We start from the raw sequence: 15928 nt of genomic DNA on the forward strand, positions 1-15928 counted from the left end.
GACGGCGTTGGAATGCCCTGAAAGGCGCGTTCAGGGCGCTGGGCGCCCTGAACGGCCCATTGACGGCACTCGTTGTGGCCCAGCCCCGTCGGGCGGCCGCAGGGGTGTGTGGGGGCCGACCGGTTAGTTCAGGCGCTCCAGGACCATCGCCATGCCCTGCCCGCCGCCGACGCACATCGTCTCCAGGCCGAACTGCTTGTCGTGGTACTGCAGGGAGTTGATGAGCGTGGTGGCGATCCGGGCGCCGGTCATGCCGAACGGGTGGCCGACCGCGATGGCGCCGCCGTTGACGTTCAGCTTGTCGATGTCGATGCCGAGGTCCTGGTAGGACGGGATGACCTGCGCGGCGAACGCCTCGTTGATCTCGACGAGGTCGATGTCGTCGATCGTCATGCCCGCGCGGGCCAGCGCCTGCTTCGACGCCTCGACCGGGCCGAGGCCCATGATCTCGGGCGACAGCCCGGAAACCCCGGTCGACACGATGCGGGCCAGCGGGGTCAGTCCCAGCTCCGCCGCCCTGGTGTCGGACATGATCACCAGCGCGGCGGCGCCGTCGTTGAGCGGGCAGCAGTTGCCGGCCGTCACGCGGCCGTCCGGGCGGAACACCGGCTGCAGCGTCGCGGTCTTCTCGTAGGTGACCCCGGGCCGGGGGCCGTCGTCGGTGTCGACGACGCGCCCGTCGGGCAGCGTCACCGGCGTGATCTCCCGCGCCCAGAACCCGTCCTTGATGGCCTGCTCGGCCAGGTTCTGCGACCGGACACCGAACTCGTCCATCTCCTGGCGGGTCACGCCCTTCTGCAGCGCGAGGTTCTCGGCGGTCTGGCCCATCGCGATGTAGACGTCCGGGACGTTGCCGTCCCCGCGCGGGTCGTGCCACTCGCCCGCACCCTTCTCGGCGACCGACGCCGTGCGCGCGACCGCGTCGCCGAACACCGGGTTCTGCGTGTCGGGCCAGCTGTCCGAGCTGCCCTTCGCGAACCGCGACACGGTCTCCACGCCCGCGCTGACGAACACGTCACCCTCGCCGGCCTTGATCGCGTGGAACGCCATCCGCGTGGTCTGCAGGCTCGACGCGCAGTACCGCGTGACCGTGCAGCCGGGCAGGTGGTCGTAGCCGAGCAGCACGGCGAGCACGCGGCCCATGTTGAAACCCTGCTCGCCACCGGGCAGGCCGCAGCCGAGCATCAGGTCGTCGATGTCCGCCGGGTCGAGGGCCGGGACCTTGTCCAGCGCCGCGCGCACCATCTGCGCGGCCAGGTCGTCCGGCCGGATGTCGATCAGGGAACCTTTCCCGGCCCGCCCGATCGGCGAGCGGACCGCGGAAACGATGACGGCCTCTGGCATGCCAACTCCTTCGTCAGGTACCTGACGAGGAGGCTACGCGGCCCGGCCCCGCATGGCCTTGTGCTTGCCGCACAGCATCACACAACGGGGCGAGCAGGACGTTCGCCGCGAGCTCGTAGCCTGCGCCGTTGGGATGGAAGCGGTCGTCGCTGAACAGGTCGTGCGGGCGGACGAGGAACTCCGGCGACAGCAGCGCGGCGAGCGACACCGCACGCGCGCCGACCCGGTCCAGCTCGCGGCGCTGCGCACGGGCCAGCGACAGCCCGTACCGGCTCGCGATGGTTCGCAGCGGCTGCGGGATCGGCTGGATGATGCCCAGGTCGGGGCAGGTGCCCACGACCACCGTCGCGCCCGCCGCCAGCAGCCGGCCCACCTGCCCGGCCAGCAGTTCGGCGGACGTGCCGATGCTGATCCGCGAGGTCACGTCGTTGCCGCCGATGATCACCAGCGCCAGGTCCGGCGGGTCGATCAGCGCGCGGTCCACCTGCGGCTCCAGCTCCACCGTGCGGGAGCCGCTGATCGCGTGCGTCGCGAGCCGCACCGGGCGGTCCAGCTCCTCGGCGAGCGTCCGTGCGAGCCGCACGCCCGGCAGCCGGTCCGGGGACTCCGCACCGAGCCCGGCGGCGAGCGAGTCACCCAGAACGGCGAATGACAGAGCGTCACCGCTGGTGGGGACGAACGGCCCGGAACCGTCCGGAAGGTAGCGCCCGTCCGCGTTCAGCGGGAGGCCCCGCGCCTTGCCGATGATCGTCCGCGCACGCTTCGACTGGCCCGTGAGCAGGCCGTACACCGCGCCTGACAGCCCGCCGATCGAACCGGCGGCGAAGAGCAGTGCCTTGAGTGCTCGCGCTCCAGCCATCGCCGTCCTCCTGACTACCAGTGTCGCAGCCCGTAACCGCTTCTGCGATGGGTATCGCTCGGTCGTTATCGAGTGTGTGCCCGGTCACTGGGGGGTAACTCGAAGAAGGCTCGATTCCGCTAGGTGAACAAATGGCACCGTGGTAATGCGAGCTAGGCTCCCTGGCCGGGGGGAACTAGTTCTCACAAGGAGCGCAGGTGGAGTACGTCGAGCATGTGACCGACCTGGTGGGCAACACGCCCCTGGTCAAGCTGGGATCGCTGGCGGAGGGGGTGTCGGCGACAGTGCTCGCGAAAGTCGAGTACTTCAACCCCGGCGGCAGCGTCAAGGACCGTATCGCGCTGCGGATGGTCGAGGCGGCCGAGGCATCGGGCGAGCTGCGGCCGGGCGGCACGATCGTCGAGCCGACCTCCGGCAACACCGGCGTCGGACTCGCCATGATCGCGCAGCGCAAGGGCTACAAGTGCGTGTTCGTGTGCCCGGACAAGGTGTCCGAGGACAAGCGGAACACGCTGAAGGCCTACGGCGCGGAGGTCGTGGTCTGCCCGACCGCGGTCGCGCCGGAGCACCCGAACTCGTACTACAACGTGTCCGACCGGCTCGTGAAGGAGATCGAGGGCGCCTGGAAGCCCGACCAGTACTCCAACCCGCAGAACCCGGAGAGCCACTACCAGCAGACCGGACCCGAGATCTGGAAGCAGACCGATGGCCGGATCACGCACTTCGTCGCGGGTGTCGGCACCGGCGGCACGATCTCGGGCACCGGCCGCTACCTCAAGGAGGTGTCGGAGGGCCGGGTCAAGATCATCGGCGCGGACCCGGAGGGCTCGGTGTACTCCGGTGGCACCGGCCGCCCGTACCTGGTCGAGGGCGTCGGTGAGGACTTCTGGCCGTCCACGTACGACCGGGAGATCGCCGACCAGATCATCGCGATCTCCGACGCGGAGTCGTTCGAGGTCACCCGCCGTCTCGCCCGCGAGGAGGGCATGCTGGTCGGCGGCTCGTGCGGCATGGCGGCCGCCGCGGCGATCAAGCTCGCGCGCGGGCTCGGCCCGGACGACGTGGTGGTCGTGCTGCTGCCCGACGGGGGCCGCGGCTACCTGTCGAAGGTCTTCAACGACGACTGGATGGCCTCCTACGGTTTCCTGCCGCCGGAGCACTCCGGCGCGACCGTCGGCGACGTGCTGCGGCGCAAGGGGTCCGGCGGTGCCATGCCGGACCTGGTGCACGCGCACCCGACCGAGACCGTGGCCGACGCGGTGACCATCCTGCGTGAGTTCGGCGTGTCCCAGATGCCGGTCGTCAACGCGGAGCCGCCGGTGATGGCCGCCGAGGTCGTCGGAGCCGTCAACGAGCGGGACCTCCTCGACGCGCTGTTCACCGGGAAGGCGGCGCTCGCCGACCGGCTCGACCTGCACATGTCCCCGCCGCTGCCCACCATCGGAGCAGGTGAGCAGGTCACCGCCGCCATGGGTGCGCTGTCGTCGGCCGACGGCGCGCTGGTGCTGGTGGACGGCAAGCCCGCCGGGGTGGTGACCCGGCAGGACCTCCTCGGTTTTTTGGCGGGCCGGTGAATCGTCCGTGTCGTTCCGGGCGTTACACGCAAAGCCCCGGACCATGCACTAGCGTTGGCGCGCACGCAAGTCGACATCCGGTTGATGTGAAGTAGATGTGAAGAGGGGTTGTACCCGATGAGCGCTCCGCAGCCGCCGAACCAACCGTGGCAGGGCGGCCAGCCACCGCAGCATGGGGAAGGTGGGGAGTCGCAGGACTCCGGCCAGAACCCGGCCCTGACCAACGCGGGCCCGACGCAGGCCATCCAGCCTGGTCAGCCGCTGCCGCCCCCGGGCGGCCAGACCGGCGCTGACGGTGTGGAGCGCACGCAGCACATCCAGCCCGGCCAGCCGCTGCCTTCGGACCAGGGCGACTCCGGCGCGACGCAGGTCGTGCCGCCGGGCTCGTTCGGGCAGCAGACCCAGCCGGGCCAGGCACCGGACTCGGGCGCGACGCAGATGGTGCCGCCGGGGTCGCTTCCCCCTCAGCAGCCGCCATACGCCCCGCCGCCAGGGGCCGACGCGTCGCCTCCCGGCGGGTTCCCCGGGCAGCAGCCTCCGCATGGCTACGGCCAGCAGCCCCAGGGCTTCGGTCAGCAGCCGCCGCAGGGGTACGGCCAGCAGCAGGGCTTCGGGCAGCAGCAGGGCTTCCCTGGGCAGCAGCCGCCGCCCGGCTACCCGCAGCAGGGCGGGTTCGCGCAGCAGCAGGGCCTCGGCCAGGGCCCGAGTTTCGGTGGCCAGGGCCAGAACACCCAGATGATCTCGTGGGGCATCGCCGGTCTCGCCGCGCTGCTCGGCCTGCTCGTGGCGATCTTCGCGCTGGTCGACTTCGGTGACCTCGGTGACTACAGCGACATCTACGACACCCTGCCGGAGGAGCAGGTCGACGCGTTCGGCCTCCCGTCCCCCGGCCTGCTCACGCTCTGCACCGTGCTCGCGCTGGTCGGTGCCGTCGGCGCCATCGGCGGTGGCGTGCTGGTGTTCCTCAAGCACAAGCTGGCTCCGCTGGTGCTCGTGGTCAGCGGCGGCCTGATGCTGGTCTTCGGCATCTTCGAGCTGATCCTGTGGGGTGGCATCGAGGGTGACAGCGGCGACATGCCGAACGTGCCGGTGTGGGCGCTCATCGCGGGCATTCTGGTCGCCGGTGCCGGTGCACTGGGCTACTTCCCGCAGACCAAGAAGTTCCTCGGTGGCGAGTCCGCGCTGGGTGGTCCCGGTGGCGGTGGCGGCTTCGGTCCGCCGCCCGGTGGCGGGTTCGGCCAGCCCCCGCAGCAGCAGGGTTACGGTCAGCCCCAGCAGGGCTACGGCCAGCCGCCGCAGCAGGGCTACGGGCAGCAGCCGCCCCAGCAGGGTGGTTACGGCCAGCCGCCTCAGCAGGGTGGTCAGCCGCCGCAGTGGTGAGCGTGAACTGAACCGGATTCGCCGGTCGGCCCTCGGGCCGGCCGGCGTTTTGGTTTGATGGGGTCCGCACAGGGGGAAGGAGCAGGGGGATGGGCTATCCGGGGTATCCGCAACAGAACTGGCAGGGCGGCGGTCACCCGCGGCCACCCGGCTACGCCGGGCCCGTCCCGGACCGGTCCGGGCCCGGTCTCGCGATCACGTCCGGCATCCTCGGACTCGGCGCCGGCGGTGTGCTGCTCACCCAGACGATCATGCTGCTGTCCGACATCCCGTCCGGCGTGGAGGTACCGACCGGCTGGACGGTCATGAACGTCATGCACTTCGCGGTCGTCGGCATCGTGCTGCTCGGCGCGGTCCTGGTGTTCGCCAGGCAGCTGGCGGGCGCGTTCCTGCTCGTGGCCGGTGCGGTGCTCACCGTCGCCGTGCTGCTGCTCGACCCGGCGCTGGCGGAGGGCGTGTGGGGGTCGATGCTCGGCGCGCTGCCCGACTTCGAACCGTCCGGCGACTACGCCAACTACTTCAAGGCGATGTTCGAGTTCGGCAACGAGCAGGCCGTGCTGCGGTTCGTCGCGTTCGTGCTCGGCGTCATCCTGCTGACCATCGCCGTGCTGCCGCCGTCACTCGACTGGCTGCGTGGCCCCACCCGGAGCAACCACGACCCGTATCGACAGGGCTGGTAGATGTTCCCCCATCAGGGCTCCAGTCCCAGATGCTGGGCATTCGACCCGGGCGTCGTACGCTGGCGGCATGGCAGAGGACACGAGTCGATGGGGATTCGAGACACGCGCTATCCACGCTGGTCAGCGGCCTGACCCGCGGACCGGCTCGGTGATCGTCCCGATCTACGCGACGTCCACCTTCGCCCAGGACGGCGTCGGTGGGCTGCGCGAGGGCGGGTACGAGTACTCACGCACCGCGAACCCCACCCGCAGCGCACTCGAGGAGGCACTCGCCTCGCTCGAAGGCGGCAGACACGCGCTCGCGTTCGCCTCCGGCATGGCCGCCGCGGACATCGCGCTGCGGGCCATCACCCGTCCCGGCGACCACGTGATCCTCGGCGGCGACGCGTACGGCGGCACGTTCCGCCTGCTGGACAAGGTCATGACGCTGTGGGGCGTCGAGTACACGACCGTCGACCTGGCCGACGTCGAGGCCGCGCGGCACGCGGTCCGCCCCAACACCAAGGTCATCTGGACCGAGACGCCCACCAACCCGTTGCTGGGCATCGCCGACATCGCCGCGCTCGCGCAGGTCGCGGCCGACGCGGGTGCGCGCCTGGTCGTGGACAACACGTTCGCCACCCCGTACCTGCAGTCGCCGCTGGGCCTGGGCGCGGATGTGGTGCTGCACTCCACCACCAAGTACCTCGGCGGCCACTCCGACGTCGTCGGCGGCGCGCTCATCACCTCCGACGACACGCTGCAGGAGCAGTTCGCCTTCCTGCGCAACACGGTCGGCGCGGTGCCCGGCCCGTTCGACGCGTTCCTCACCCTGCGCGGCGCGAAGACCCTCGGCCTGCGGATGGAGCGGCACAGCGACAACGCGGAGCGGGTCGTCGAGGCGCTGCTCGGGCACCGGAAGGTCACGAAGGTCTACTACCCGGGCCTCGCCGACCACCCCGGCCACGAGATCGCGGCCAAGCAGATGCGCCGGTACGGCGGCATGGTGTCGTTCGAGGTCGCCGGTGGCGAGGAGGCGGCGCTCGCGGTCGCGGCCCGCACGGAGCTGTTCATCCTCGGCGAGTCGCTCGGCGGTGTCGAGTCGCTGATCGAGCACCCGGGGAAGATGACGCACGCCAGCACGGTCGGCTCGCCGCTGCAGGTGCCCAACGACCTGCTGCGCCTGTCGGTCGGCATCGAGGAGGGCACCGACCTGGTGCAGGACCTGCTGACCGCCCTCGACTGATCGGGCACCACGGTCGCGCGAAGGCCGGGTATTCTCGATTGCAACAAGAGTGCGAACGCGGGAGACGAGCATGGCGGTCGGGGCACGGGTCGCGGGTGCGCTTCCCTTGGCGGGGGCGACGCTGGCCGCTGTGACGCTGGCCGGGGTCGCGGTGTTCACCGTCCACCAGGCCGGTTGCGCGGACCCCGGCCGCTACATCCAGCGCGACGACGGTCAGGTCGAGCTGGTCGGCAGCTGTGTCGACCCCGAGCACCTGTCGCCAGCGCCGAACACCCCCGCCGAGGACGCCCCGGCCGTGAACAACCTGGGGAAGGTCGACAAGGCCCCGTAGAACGAACAGGTGGCGGCGGCCTGAACAGGCCGCCGCCACTGTGTTCGTCCTGCCCCGGCTCAGAGGTTGCCGCGGCGCTCCTGCTCACGCTCGATGGCCTCGAACAGCGCCTTGAAGTTGCCCTTGCCGAAGCCCAGCGAGCCGTGCCGCTCGATCAGCTCGTAGAACACGGTGGGCCGGTCGCCGACGGGGGCCGTGAAGATCTGCAGCAGGTAGCCGTCCTCGTCCCGGTCGACCAGGATCCGGTGGCGCTTCAGCTCCTCGATCGGCACCCGCACCTCACCGATGCGGGCCCGCAGCTCGGGGTCGTCGTAGTACGAGTCGGGCGTCTCCAGGAACTCGACCCCCGCCTCCCGCATGGCGACGACGGTCCCGATGATGTCGTTGGTGGCGAGCGCGATGTGCTGGCAGCCCGCGCCGCCGTAGTACTCGAGGTACTCGTCGATCTGCGACTTCTTCTTCGCGATGGCCGGCTCGTTGAGCGGGAACTTGACCCGGTGGTTGCCGTTGGAGACGACCTTCGACATCAGCGCGGAGTAGTCGGTGGCGATGTCGTCGCCGATGAACTCCGCCATGTTCACGAAGCCCATGACGCGGTTGTAGAACTCGACCCAGTAGTCCATCCTGCCGAGCTCGACGTTGCCGACGCAGTGGTCGACGGCCTGGAAGAGCCGCTTGCGCGCCCGGCCCGCCTTGCTGACGTACCCGGGCAGGTACGGCCCGGAGTAGCGGCTGCGGTCGACGAGCGTGTGCCGGGTCTCGCCGTAGGTGGCGATGGCGGCCATCCGGACCGTGCCGAACTCGTCGGACACGTCGTGCGGTTCCTCGAGGACCGTCGCCCCCTGCGCGCGGGCGTGCGCGATGCACTGGTCGACGTCGGCGACCTCGAGCGCCAGGTCGACCACGCCGTCGCCGTGCTTGCGGTGGTGGTCGTGCAGCGGGCTGTCGGGTGCGACCCCGCCGTTGACCACGAACCGCGCCGACCCGGCTTTCAGCACGAACGACTTGTGGTCGCGCTGACCGGTCTCCGGTCCCGAGTACGCGACGAGTGTCATCCCGAACGCGGCCTGGTAGAACCAGGCGGTCTGCGTGGCGTTACCGACCGTGAAGACGACGGCGTCCATCGCCTTGACGGGGAAGGGGTCCTTCGTCGCGTCGTAGTCGACCAGCCCGACGAGCTGGCGCATCTGGTCGAAGGTGACGTCGTCGATCGTGTCGGTCATGGCGTCCTCCTGGTACTGCGGCGGTACCCGCAGCTTCGTTCGCGTAGGCAGTCTGCGCAACAGCGCCAGGATTTACTGGACAATCTGCGCAGAAGATGCGCATAGTTGACGGACAAGATGAGCAGTATGTGCAGGGGGTTCCCGGAGATGTCGGAGATCGACCGGCTGGACGCGAGGCTGCTGCTCCTGCTCACCGACGAACCGAGGCTCGGTGTGCTGGAGTGTTCCCGCCGCCTCGGCGTCGCACGGGGCACCGTGCAGGCCCGGATGGACCGCCTGGAACAACGCGGAGTGCTGACCGGCTTCCCGCCGGCGGTCCACCTGGCGGCGATGGGCTACGGCCTGACCGCGTTCGCGGTCCTGGAGATAGCGCAGGGCAAACGAGCGGAGGTCACCGAACGCCTGCGCGCGATCGACGAGGTCTGCGAAGTCCACGCGACCACCGGAGAAGGCGACCTGCTGGTCCGCATGGTGGCGACGTCGAACGCGGATCTCCAACGAGTGATCGACGAGGTCGTGGACCTCAGGTGGGTGAGCAGGACCTCGACGTCGATAGCCCTGTCGACCCCGATCCCGTCCCGCGTCCGCCCACTGCTGGAGAAGGTGGCGAAAGCCGACTCCCCACCGCCCGCGCGCGGATGACGGCACCCGGTTCCCAGCGCCGCAACATGAGGCGCGAAACCTGCGAAAACCCGCGAACCGGCCGGAACGCAACCCCCACCCGAACCCGGGGGCGTCCCGCCATGCCAGTCTACCAGTGCCCGCCGGCGAATCAAGGGACGTGAGCCGAACTGTGGACAACCGGGGCGGCTGTGGACAACTCCACCGGATGCGGCGACTCCGGAACGACAAAGGCCCGGGTCGGCGATGCCGACCCGGGCCCCCTCGTCAACCAGGTATCTCTCCCCAACCGGCCCGCCCCGGACCAGCCGCGGAGAAATTAGCCTGAATAGGGCACAGCCTTGATGAGAGTCACCTTCTGCGTGGACCCGTTGGGCAGCTCGTAGGACCGGGTCTCGCCCTCCTTGGCGCCGAGCAGAGCCTTCCCCAGTGGCGACTCGGGCGAGTACACCTCCAGCTCGCCTTCCGCACCCTCCTCGCGAGTGGCGAGCAAGAACTTCTCGTCCTCGTCGTCGCCCTCGTACCGGATGGTGAGGACCTTCCCGGGCTCGGCCAGGCCGTCGTTGCGGGGCGCCTCGCCGACCTTGGCGTTGCGCAGCAGCTCCTGGAGGTGGCGGATCCGCGCCTCTTTCTGCCCCTGCTCCTCACGGGCCGCGTGGTAACCGCCGTTTTCCTTGAGGTCACCCTCCTCGCGGCTCGTGTTGATCTTCTCGGCGAGTACCGGGCGATTCGCGATCAGCTCGTCGAGCTCCTGCTTGAGCCGACCGTAGGCCTCCTGGGTCAGCCAGGTCACCTGGGTGTCGCTCACGGTCACCAACTCCTCGTCAATACTTCCGGATCCCGGGGATTCGGGGCGGTAGTCCCGGGTGGGCGGCGGACACCCGGAATGGAAAAACACGGCCCGCCAGGGGGCCGTGCAGGTACGTCAGAATACCACGGATGCAAGCCGGAGCTTGTCCGTTATGTCCGATACGCCGAGGGTGACGGTCTAGTTCACCCTGTTGGCGGCATGTGCGTGGACAGATATGCCGGTACCTGATAGGAGCACCCGAAGACATCGGCGGTGACCGGTTCGCCGCTGCTCGTGATGACCGTGGACATGGTCATGGTGCCCGCGCCAGGCGGGACGTACACCTCCTTGCGACCACCTTCGCTGCCGTCCAGCACCCGAACGCGCACGATGCACACCGCGGGCCGCTCCGGCGTGTCCCTGGTGACGTCGAACGTCAACTTCATGCGGTCGTCGGGCAGGTTCGCGAAGCTCATGGTCTGTGTCTCGATGGCCGCGGTCCCGAAGTTCTGGTAGCCGATCCACGCCAGCACACCGCTGACGATCAGCGCGACCGCTCCGATGACCCAGTAGGTCCGCCTGGAGGTGCGCCGCGGCTTCGTGCCGTAGCGGTCCTCCATCAGCGTGCTACCGGGGGCGGTCATCCTCGGGCCTCCACGACAACTCAAAAATGTCGGTCCCGGCGGGAACAATGCACCCCGCCGGAGTGGTTCGTATGTCCGAGCCGAGTATCCGCTCACCGCAGAGGGCGGGTGACTCCGGGGGACGTTCAGGGAGGAACCGAAGGGTCATGGCTGAGAAGCTGCGTCTGATGACGGTGCACGCGCATCCCGACGACGAGTCGAGCAAGGGCGCCGCCACGATGGTGAAGTACGTGGCCGACGGGCACGAGGTCATGGTCGTGACCTGCACGGGCGGCGAGCGGGGCGACATACTCAACCCCGCCATGGAGCGGCCGGAAGTGCTCGACAACATGGTCGAGTACCGCCGCAAGGAGATGGCCCGCGCCGCCGACATCCTCGGCGTGCGGCACCGCTGGCTCGGGTTCGTCGACTCCGGGCTGCCGGAGGGCGACCCGATGCCGCCGCTGCCCGATGGCTGCTTCGCGCTGGTGCCGCTGGAGGAGTCGGTGCCGCCGCTGGTCAAGCTCATCCGTGAGTTCAAGCCGCACGTCGTCATCACCTACGACGAGAACGGCGGCTACCCGCATCCCGACCACATCCGCTGCCACGAGGTGTCGGTGGCGGCGTTCGACGCGGCGGGCGACCCCGACCTCCACCCGGAGGCAGGCGACCCGTGGACGCCGCTGAAGCTCTACTACTCGCACGGCTTCTCGCGGAAGCGGATGCAGGCCATGCACGACGCGCTGATCGAGCGCGGCATGGAGTCGCCGTACGTCGAGTGGCTGGCGAGGTGGGACTCCGAACGGGGCGATGTCGCCGACCGGGTGACGACGCGCGTCGAGTGTGGGGAATACTTCGAGAAGAGGGACGCCGCGCTGCTCGCGCACGCGACGCAGATCGACCCCAACAGCCGCTGGTTCTTCGTGCCGCTGGAGGTCCAGCGGGAGGTCTGGCCGTACGAGGAGTACGAGCTGGTGCGGTCCCTGGTGGACACGACACTGCCTGAGGACGACCTGTTCTCGGGGATCACGGAGAAGGTAAGCGCATGACTTCAGGTTCCGGCCCATCGTTCTTCGGGCCGGACGTGGCCGCCTGGCAGGCGACCGCCGAGGTCGTCGCCCAGCCCTCCCAGCCGAGCGAGCCGGGTGGGCGGGGCGAGGACTTCGGCAAGTCGTCGCCGGTCGGCCTGCTTGTTCTGCTGCTGTTCTTCATCGCCGTCGCGTTCCTGGTCCGGTCGATGACCAAGCACCTCAAGCGGGTGCCCGAGTCGTTCGACAAGCCCCAGGACGGCGACGGTGGCTCGGACGAACCCGCGGACGGGACCGGGGACAAGGCCGACGAGGCACCGGCAGAGGACAAGAAGGGCTAGTCCCGGGAGGGCTGCTCAGTCATCCCGGCCTCGTAGGCGGTGGTGGCGGCCTGGACGCGGTTCTGCACGTCCAGGCCCCGCAGGATCGACGAAAGGTGGGCCTTCACGGTCCCTCCGCCAGGTGCAGCTCCCGCCCGATCTCCTGGTTCGACAGTCCGCGCCCGACGAGCGCGAGCACGTCCCGCTCCCTCGGGATGAGTGCCTCGACCTTCTTCCGCGCGGTCGCCGGCCTGGTCAGCCCGGCCGTGCGCAGCCCGGCGATGACCCGGTGCGCGTGCGTCAGCTCGACGGCCGCCCACCCGTCGGCCGCCTCCGCGACGACCGTGATGCCCTGGTCGGTCGCGAGGACGGCTTTCAGACCCAGCGCGGATCATGGCCTCGTCGCGGAGCATCGCGATGGTCTGGCGGAGCCGGTCGGTCGCCGGGACCGCGAGCTCGTGGCCGAGCGAGTCGTGCAGGTCGGCGGCGACGCGCCCGCGCTCGGCGAGCCGGGCCCGCTCGGCGAGCCACGGCAACACGACGAGGACCCCGAGGATCAGCGCGCCGCCGCCGAGGAACCACCACGCGATCCGCTGGTCGATGTGTCTACCGTGCAGGTAGGCGAGGAGGCCGAGCAACAGGTAGGCGGCACTCCGCCAGAGCGGCATGCCGTCGACGTCCAGCCCACCGACCAGCCCGAGGACGGCTTGCACCACGGTCAACGGCAGCGCGAAGTAGAACAGCTGCGGCCACGACACGGCCCGCCCGGCACCGATGACCGAGACGACCCGCGGGTAGAACGCGAACAGCAGCGCGGGCAGGAGGCACGGCGCCAGCCGCGGACAGGTCCTCACCCACCGCCGAAGTTCTGTTGTGCCGCACGGACTATTGTCACGATCGACGGCACGTTCTCGCGCACCGGTCGCGAGCGCGCTGCCCCTGCCGCTCCGAGGGCAGCGCCCAGAAAGGGCGGGACGGGCGACACCGGCGTTGGTTTGAGACGCTGGTGGTATGGCGAACCGGCTGGCGCACGCGACGAGCCCGTACCTGCTGCAGCACGCGGACAACCCGGTCGACTGGCGGCCGTGGTCGCCGGAGGCGTTCGCCGAGGCGCGGCGCAGGGACGTACCGGTCCTGCTTTCGATCGGGTACGCGGCCTGCCACTGGTGCCACGTGATGGCACACGAGTCGTTCGAGGACGCCGAGACCGCCGCGGTCATGAACGAGAACTTCGTGAACATCAAGGTGGACCGCGAGGAACGACCGGACGTGGACGCGGTGTACATGACCGCGACGCAGGCCATGACCGGTCAGGGCGGCTGGCCCATGACGTGCTTCCTCACCCCGGACGGTGAACCGTTCCACTGCGGCACCTACTACCCGCCCACACCGCGGCCGGGCATGCCCTCGTTCCGGCAGCTGCTCGGCGCGGTCGACGAGGCGTGGCGGACCCGCGACGCGGAGGTGCGGAACGCGGGCGGCCGCATCGTCGCCGAGCTGCGCAAGCAGACCGCGGCACTGCCGTCATCCACAGTGCACGAAGGGGTGCTCGCGTCGTCGGCCGCGGCGATGCTCGGCGAGTACGACCGGCGCAACGGCGGATTCGGCACCGCGCCGAAGTTCCCGCCGTCGATGGTGCTGGAGTTCCTGCTGCGCCACCACGAACGCACCGGCTCGGTCGAAGCGCTGTCCATTGTGGAGGGCACGGCGAAGGCCATGGCCGCCGGCGGCATCTACGACCAGCTCGACGGCGGCTTCGCCAGGTACAGCGTCGACGCGGGCTGGGTGGTGCCGCACTTCGAGAAGATGTTGTACGACAACGGTCTGCTGCTGCGCCTGTACACCAGGCTGGCGCTGCGCACGGGGAACACGCGGTACCGCGTGGTCGCGCAGCAGACCGCGGACTTCCTGCTGCACCGCCTGCGCACCGACGCGGGTGGGTTCGCGGCGTCACTGGACGCGGACACCGACGGCGTCGAGGGCCTGACGTACGCGTGGACCCCGGCGCAGCTCACGGAGGTGCTCGGCGCGGAAGACGGCACGTGGGCGGCGGCCCTGTTCGGCGTGACGGCCGAGGGCACGTTCGAACACGGCACGTCGACGCTGCGGCTCCTGGCCGAACCGGACGACGACGAACGGTTCCACGAGGTGTGCCGCAAGCTCCTGGAAGCCCGGCTGACCCGCCCGCAGCCTGCCCGCGACGACAAGGTGATCACCGCGTGGAACGGCCTGGCGATCGGCGCGCTCGCCGCCGCGGGCAGCGCGTTCGACGTGCCGAGGTGGCTTGGTGGCGCGGTGGCGGCGGCCGAGTTCGTGACGACGGCGCACCTGGTGGACGGTCGCCTGCGCCGCGCGTCCCGGAACGGCGTCGTCGGCGCGGCGGCTGGCGTGCTGGAGGACTACAGCTGCCTGGCCGATGGCCTGCTGACCCTGTACCAGGCGACCGCCGAGCCACGCTGGCTGACGGCGGCGACGGCCCTGCTCGACACGGCGCTGGCGCACTTCGCGGACCCGGAGGCCCCTGGCGCCTACCACGACACGGCGGACGACGCGGACGCACTGGTGTGGCGCCCGGCCGACCCGAGCGACAACGCGAGCCCGTCCGGTGCGTCGGCGCTGGCCGGCGCGCTGCTGACGGCGTCGTCGCTGGTGGGCGCGCAGGACGCGGCCCGCTACCGCGCGGCGGCGGAAGAGGCGGTCGCCAGGGCGGGTCAACTGGCGGCAAGGGCCCCGAGGTTCGCGGGCCACTGGCTGAGCGTGGCCGAAGCACTGGCGAAGGGCCCGCTGCAGATCGCGATCGTGGGCCCGGCGGACGACGCGTGCCGCGCGGCCCTGCGGGAGACGGCACTGCACCACGCCCCGGGCGGCTCGGTGATCCTGGCGGGAGAACCCGACGAAACCCCACTGCTGGCCGACCGCCCCTTGGTGGACGGCAACGCGGCAGCCTACGTCTGCCACGGCTACGTCTGCGACCGCCCGGTAACAGCGGTAGCCGCCCTGACCGCCGCCCTGACCTAACCACCCCGCGAGTCCCCCGTTCAGAACCCGCGAGTCCCGGTTTCGGAACCCGCGAGTCCCCGGTTCAGAACCTGCGAGTCCCGGTTTCGGAACCCGCGAGTCCCCGGTTCAGAACCTGCGAGTCCCGGTTTCGGAACCCGCGAGTCCCCGGTTCAGAACCTGCGAGTTCCCCGTTCGCGACCGTCGAGTCGGCGGTTCGCGCTGCCCCGTCCGCCTGCGGCGAACGTCCACCCCTCCCACCGCAGCCTTCCGTAAGCTCGGTATCGGTGTAATCATGTAAGCAAGGAGGTGCGACATGGGACCGAGAGGACACCGCTGGGGCCAGGGGCGCGGCTGGGGCGGGCCAGGTGGCCGAGGTCGCGGCCGAGGCGGTCAGGCGGACCTGCCGTCAGCGGACGACGCGTCCGCCTGGTTCTCCGGCAGGCTGCCGGACGCCTGGTTCACCGAGTCGCCGGTCGTGGTCGTGGACCGGGAAGAGATCACCGTGGTCGGCACCCTGCCCCCACTCGATGGCGAGTTCGCCGACGACGCGGCCCGCGCGGCCGCCGAGTCCGGCCGGATCAGCCGGTTCCGCGAGGACACCCGCGAGGAACGCATCGAGATCGCGCGCCAGGCCGAGCACCGCTACGGCCGCAAGGTCGCGTGGGGCGCGAAGCTGGGCAGCACAGAGGAGCTGTTCACCACCCTGTCCGTGCCGGTGATGACCCGCCTGCGACAGGAGGAACGCCTGGTACTGGACACGCTGGTGGACGCGGGCGTCGCCCGCTCCCGGTCCGAGGCCCTGGCTTGGGCGGTCCGCCTGGTCGGCGAACACGCCGAGGAATGGCTGGCGGAACTGCGCGACGCGATGTCGAAGGTCGACGACCTACGCACGAAGGGCCCCGACCTGTAACCGTGCACGGTCCGCCCGAT

The 15928-nt window shown here is 70.3% G+C and carries 16 protein-coding genes; 10 read left to right on the forward strand and 6 right to left on the reverse strand.

Features of this window, described 5'->3' with window-relative positions; all coding sequences use genetic code 11:
* Positions 1–123: 123 nt before the first annotated feature.
* Both ACFPCV_RS06420 and ACFPCV_RS06425 read right to left on the reverse strand, forming a co-directional pair.
* Positions 124–1344, reverse strand: a complete 1221-nt coding sequence (locus tag ACFPCV_RS06420; protein WP_378055108.1) for an acetyl-CoA C-acetyltransferase — start codon at positions 1342–1344, stop codon at positions 124–126.
* A 13-nt stretch (positions 1345–1357) separates the two neighbouring features.
* Positions 1358–2203, reverse strand: a complete 846-nt coding sequence (locus ACFPCV_RS06425) for an SGNH/GDSL hydrolase family protein (RefSeq protein WP_378055109.1) — start codon at positions 2201–2203, stop codon at positions 1358–1360.
* A gap of 197 nt (positions 2204–2400) precedes the next feature.
* On the opposite strand from ACFPCV_RS06425, the gene ACFPCV_RS06430 reads away from it, so the two are divergent.
* From ACFPCV_RS06430 to ACFPCV_RS06450, 5 genes are all read left to right on the forward strand, one after another.
* Positions 2401–3777, forward strand: a complete 1377-nt coding sequence (locus tag ACFPCV_RS06430) for a cystathionine beta-synthase (RefSeq protein ID WP_378055110.1) — start codon at positions 2401–2403, stop codon at positions 3775–3777.
* A gap of 117 nt (positions 3778–3894) precedes the next feature.
* The gene (locus ACFPCV_RS06435) at positions 3895–5157 is read left to right on the forward strand and encodes a hypothetical protein (RefSeq protein WP_378055111.1); all 1263 of its coding nucleotides are present in this window, start codon (positions 3895–3897) and stop codon (positions 5155–5157) included.
* 89 nt (positions 5158–5246) lie between these two features.
* A complete protein-coding gene (locus ACFPCV_RS06440; RefSeq protein ID WP_378055112.1) occupies positions 5247–5837 on the forward strand; it encodes a hypothetical protein in 591 nt (196 codons plus the stop codon).
* Positions 5838–5904: 67 nt separating this feature from the next.
* Complete coding sequence (locus ACFPCV_RS06445) at positions 5905–7062, forward strand: cystathionine gamma-synthase (protein WP_378055113.1); 1158 nt, start codon at positions 5905–5907, stop codon at positions 7060–7062.
* 70 nt (positions 7063–7132) lie between these two features.
* Entirely contained in the window at positions 7133–7393 is a 261-nt protein-coding gene (locus ACFPCV_RS06450) for a hypothetical protein (protein ID WP_378055114.1), read from the forward strand.
* A gap of 59 nt (positions 7394–7452) precedes the next feature.
* Here ACFPCV_RS06450 and hppD read toward each other — a convergent pair whose 3' ends face one another.
* The gene (gene hppD, locus ACFPCV_RS06455) at positions 7453–8616 is read right to left on the reverse strand and encodes a 4-hydroxyphenylpyruvate dioxygenase (protein WP_378055115.1); all 1164 of its coding nucleotides are present in this window, start codon (positions 8614–8616) and stop codon (positions 7453–7455) included.
* A 147-nt stretch (positions 8617–8763) separates the two neighbouring features.
* On the opposite strand from hppD, the gene ACFPCV_RS06460 reads away from it, so the two are divergent.
* Positions 8764–9258: an Lrp/AsnC family transcriptional regulator gene (locus ACFPCV_RS06460; protein ID WP_378055715.1), complete on the forward strand. Its 495-nt coding sequence runs from the start codon at positions 8764–8766 to the stop codon at positions 9256–9258.
* Between the two features lie 298 nt (positions 9259–9556).
* Here the strand turns inward: ACFPCV_RS06460 and greA are convergent, their stop codons facing one another.
* Positions 9557–10054: a transcription elongation factor GreA gene (gene greA / locus ACFPCV_RS06465; protein ID WP_378055116.1), complete on the reverse strand. Its 498-nt coding sequence runs from the start codon at positions 10052–10054 to the stop codon at positions 9557–9559.
* 176 nt (positions 10055–10230) lie between these two features.
* Positions 10231–10671, reverse strand: a complete 441-nt coding sequence (locus tag ACFPCV_RS06470; protein WP_378055117.1) for a DUF4307 domain-containing protein — start codon at positions 10669–10671, stop codon at positions 10231–10233.
* Between the two features lie 146 nt (positions 10672–10817).
* Here ACFPCV_RS06470 and mca point away from each other — a divergent pair, with 146 nt between their 5' ends.
* Positions 10818–11699, forward strand: a complete 882-nt coding sequence (mca, locus tag ACFPCV_RS06475; protein WP_378055118.1) for a mycothiol conjugate amidase Mca — start codon at positions 10818–10820, stop codon at positions 11697–11699.
* Complete coding sequence (locus ACFPCV_RS06480) at positions 11696–12019, forward strand: hypothetical protein (protein ID WP_378055119.1); 324 nt, start codon at positions 11696–11698, stop codon at positions 12017–12019. Before mca ends, ACFPCV_RS06480 begins: the two co-directional genes overlap by 4 nt.
* Here the strand turns inward: ACFPCV_RS06480 and ACFPCV_RS39010 are convergent.
* On the reverse strand, positions 12016–12852 hold the full coding sequence (locus tag ACFPCV_RS39010) for a hypothetical protein (RefSeq protein ID WP_465251553.1): 837 nt from the start codon (positions 12850–12852) through the stop codon (positions 12016–12018). The two genes, ACFPCV_RS06480 and ACFPCV_RS39010, sit on opposite strands and share 4 nt — an antisense overlap.
* Before the next feature lie 157 nt (positions 12853–13009).
* On the opposite strand from ACFPCV_RS39010, the gene ACFPCV_RS06490 reads away from it, so the two are divergent.
* Positions 13010–15016 (forward strand): thioredoxin domain-containing protein, encoded by a 2007-nt coding sequence (locus tag ACFPCV_RS06490; RefSeq protein ID WP_378055120.1) that lies wholly within the window; start codon positions 13010–13012, stop codon positions 15014–15016.
* Between the two features lie 295 nt (positions 15017–15311).
* Positions 15312–15908, forward strand: a complete 597-nt coding sequence (locus tag ACFPCV_RS06495) for a hypothetical protein (protein ID WP_378055121.1) — start codon at positions 15312–15314, stop codon at positions 15906–15908.
* Positions 15909–15928 lie beyond the last annotated feature (20 nt).

Origin of the sequence: Actinophytocola glycyrrhizae (assembly GCF_042653545.1) — a bacterium.
Classification (GTDB): domain Bacteria; phylum Actinomycetota; class Actinomycetes; order Mycobacteriales; family Pseudonocardiaceae; genus Actinophytocola; species Actinophytocola glycyrrhizae.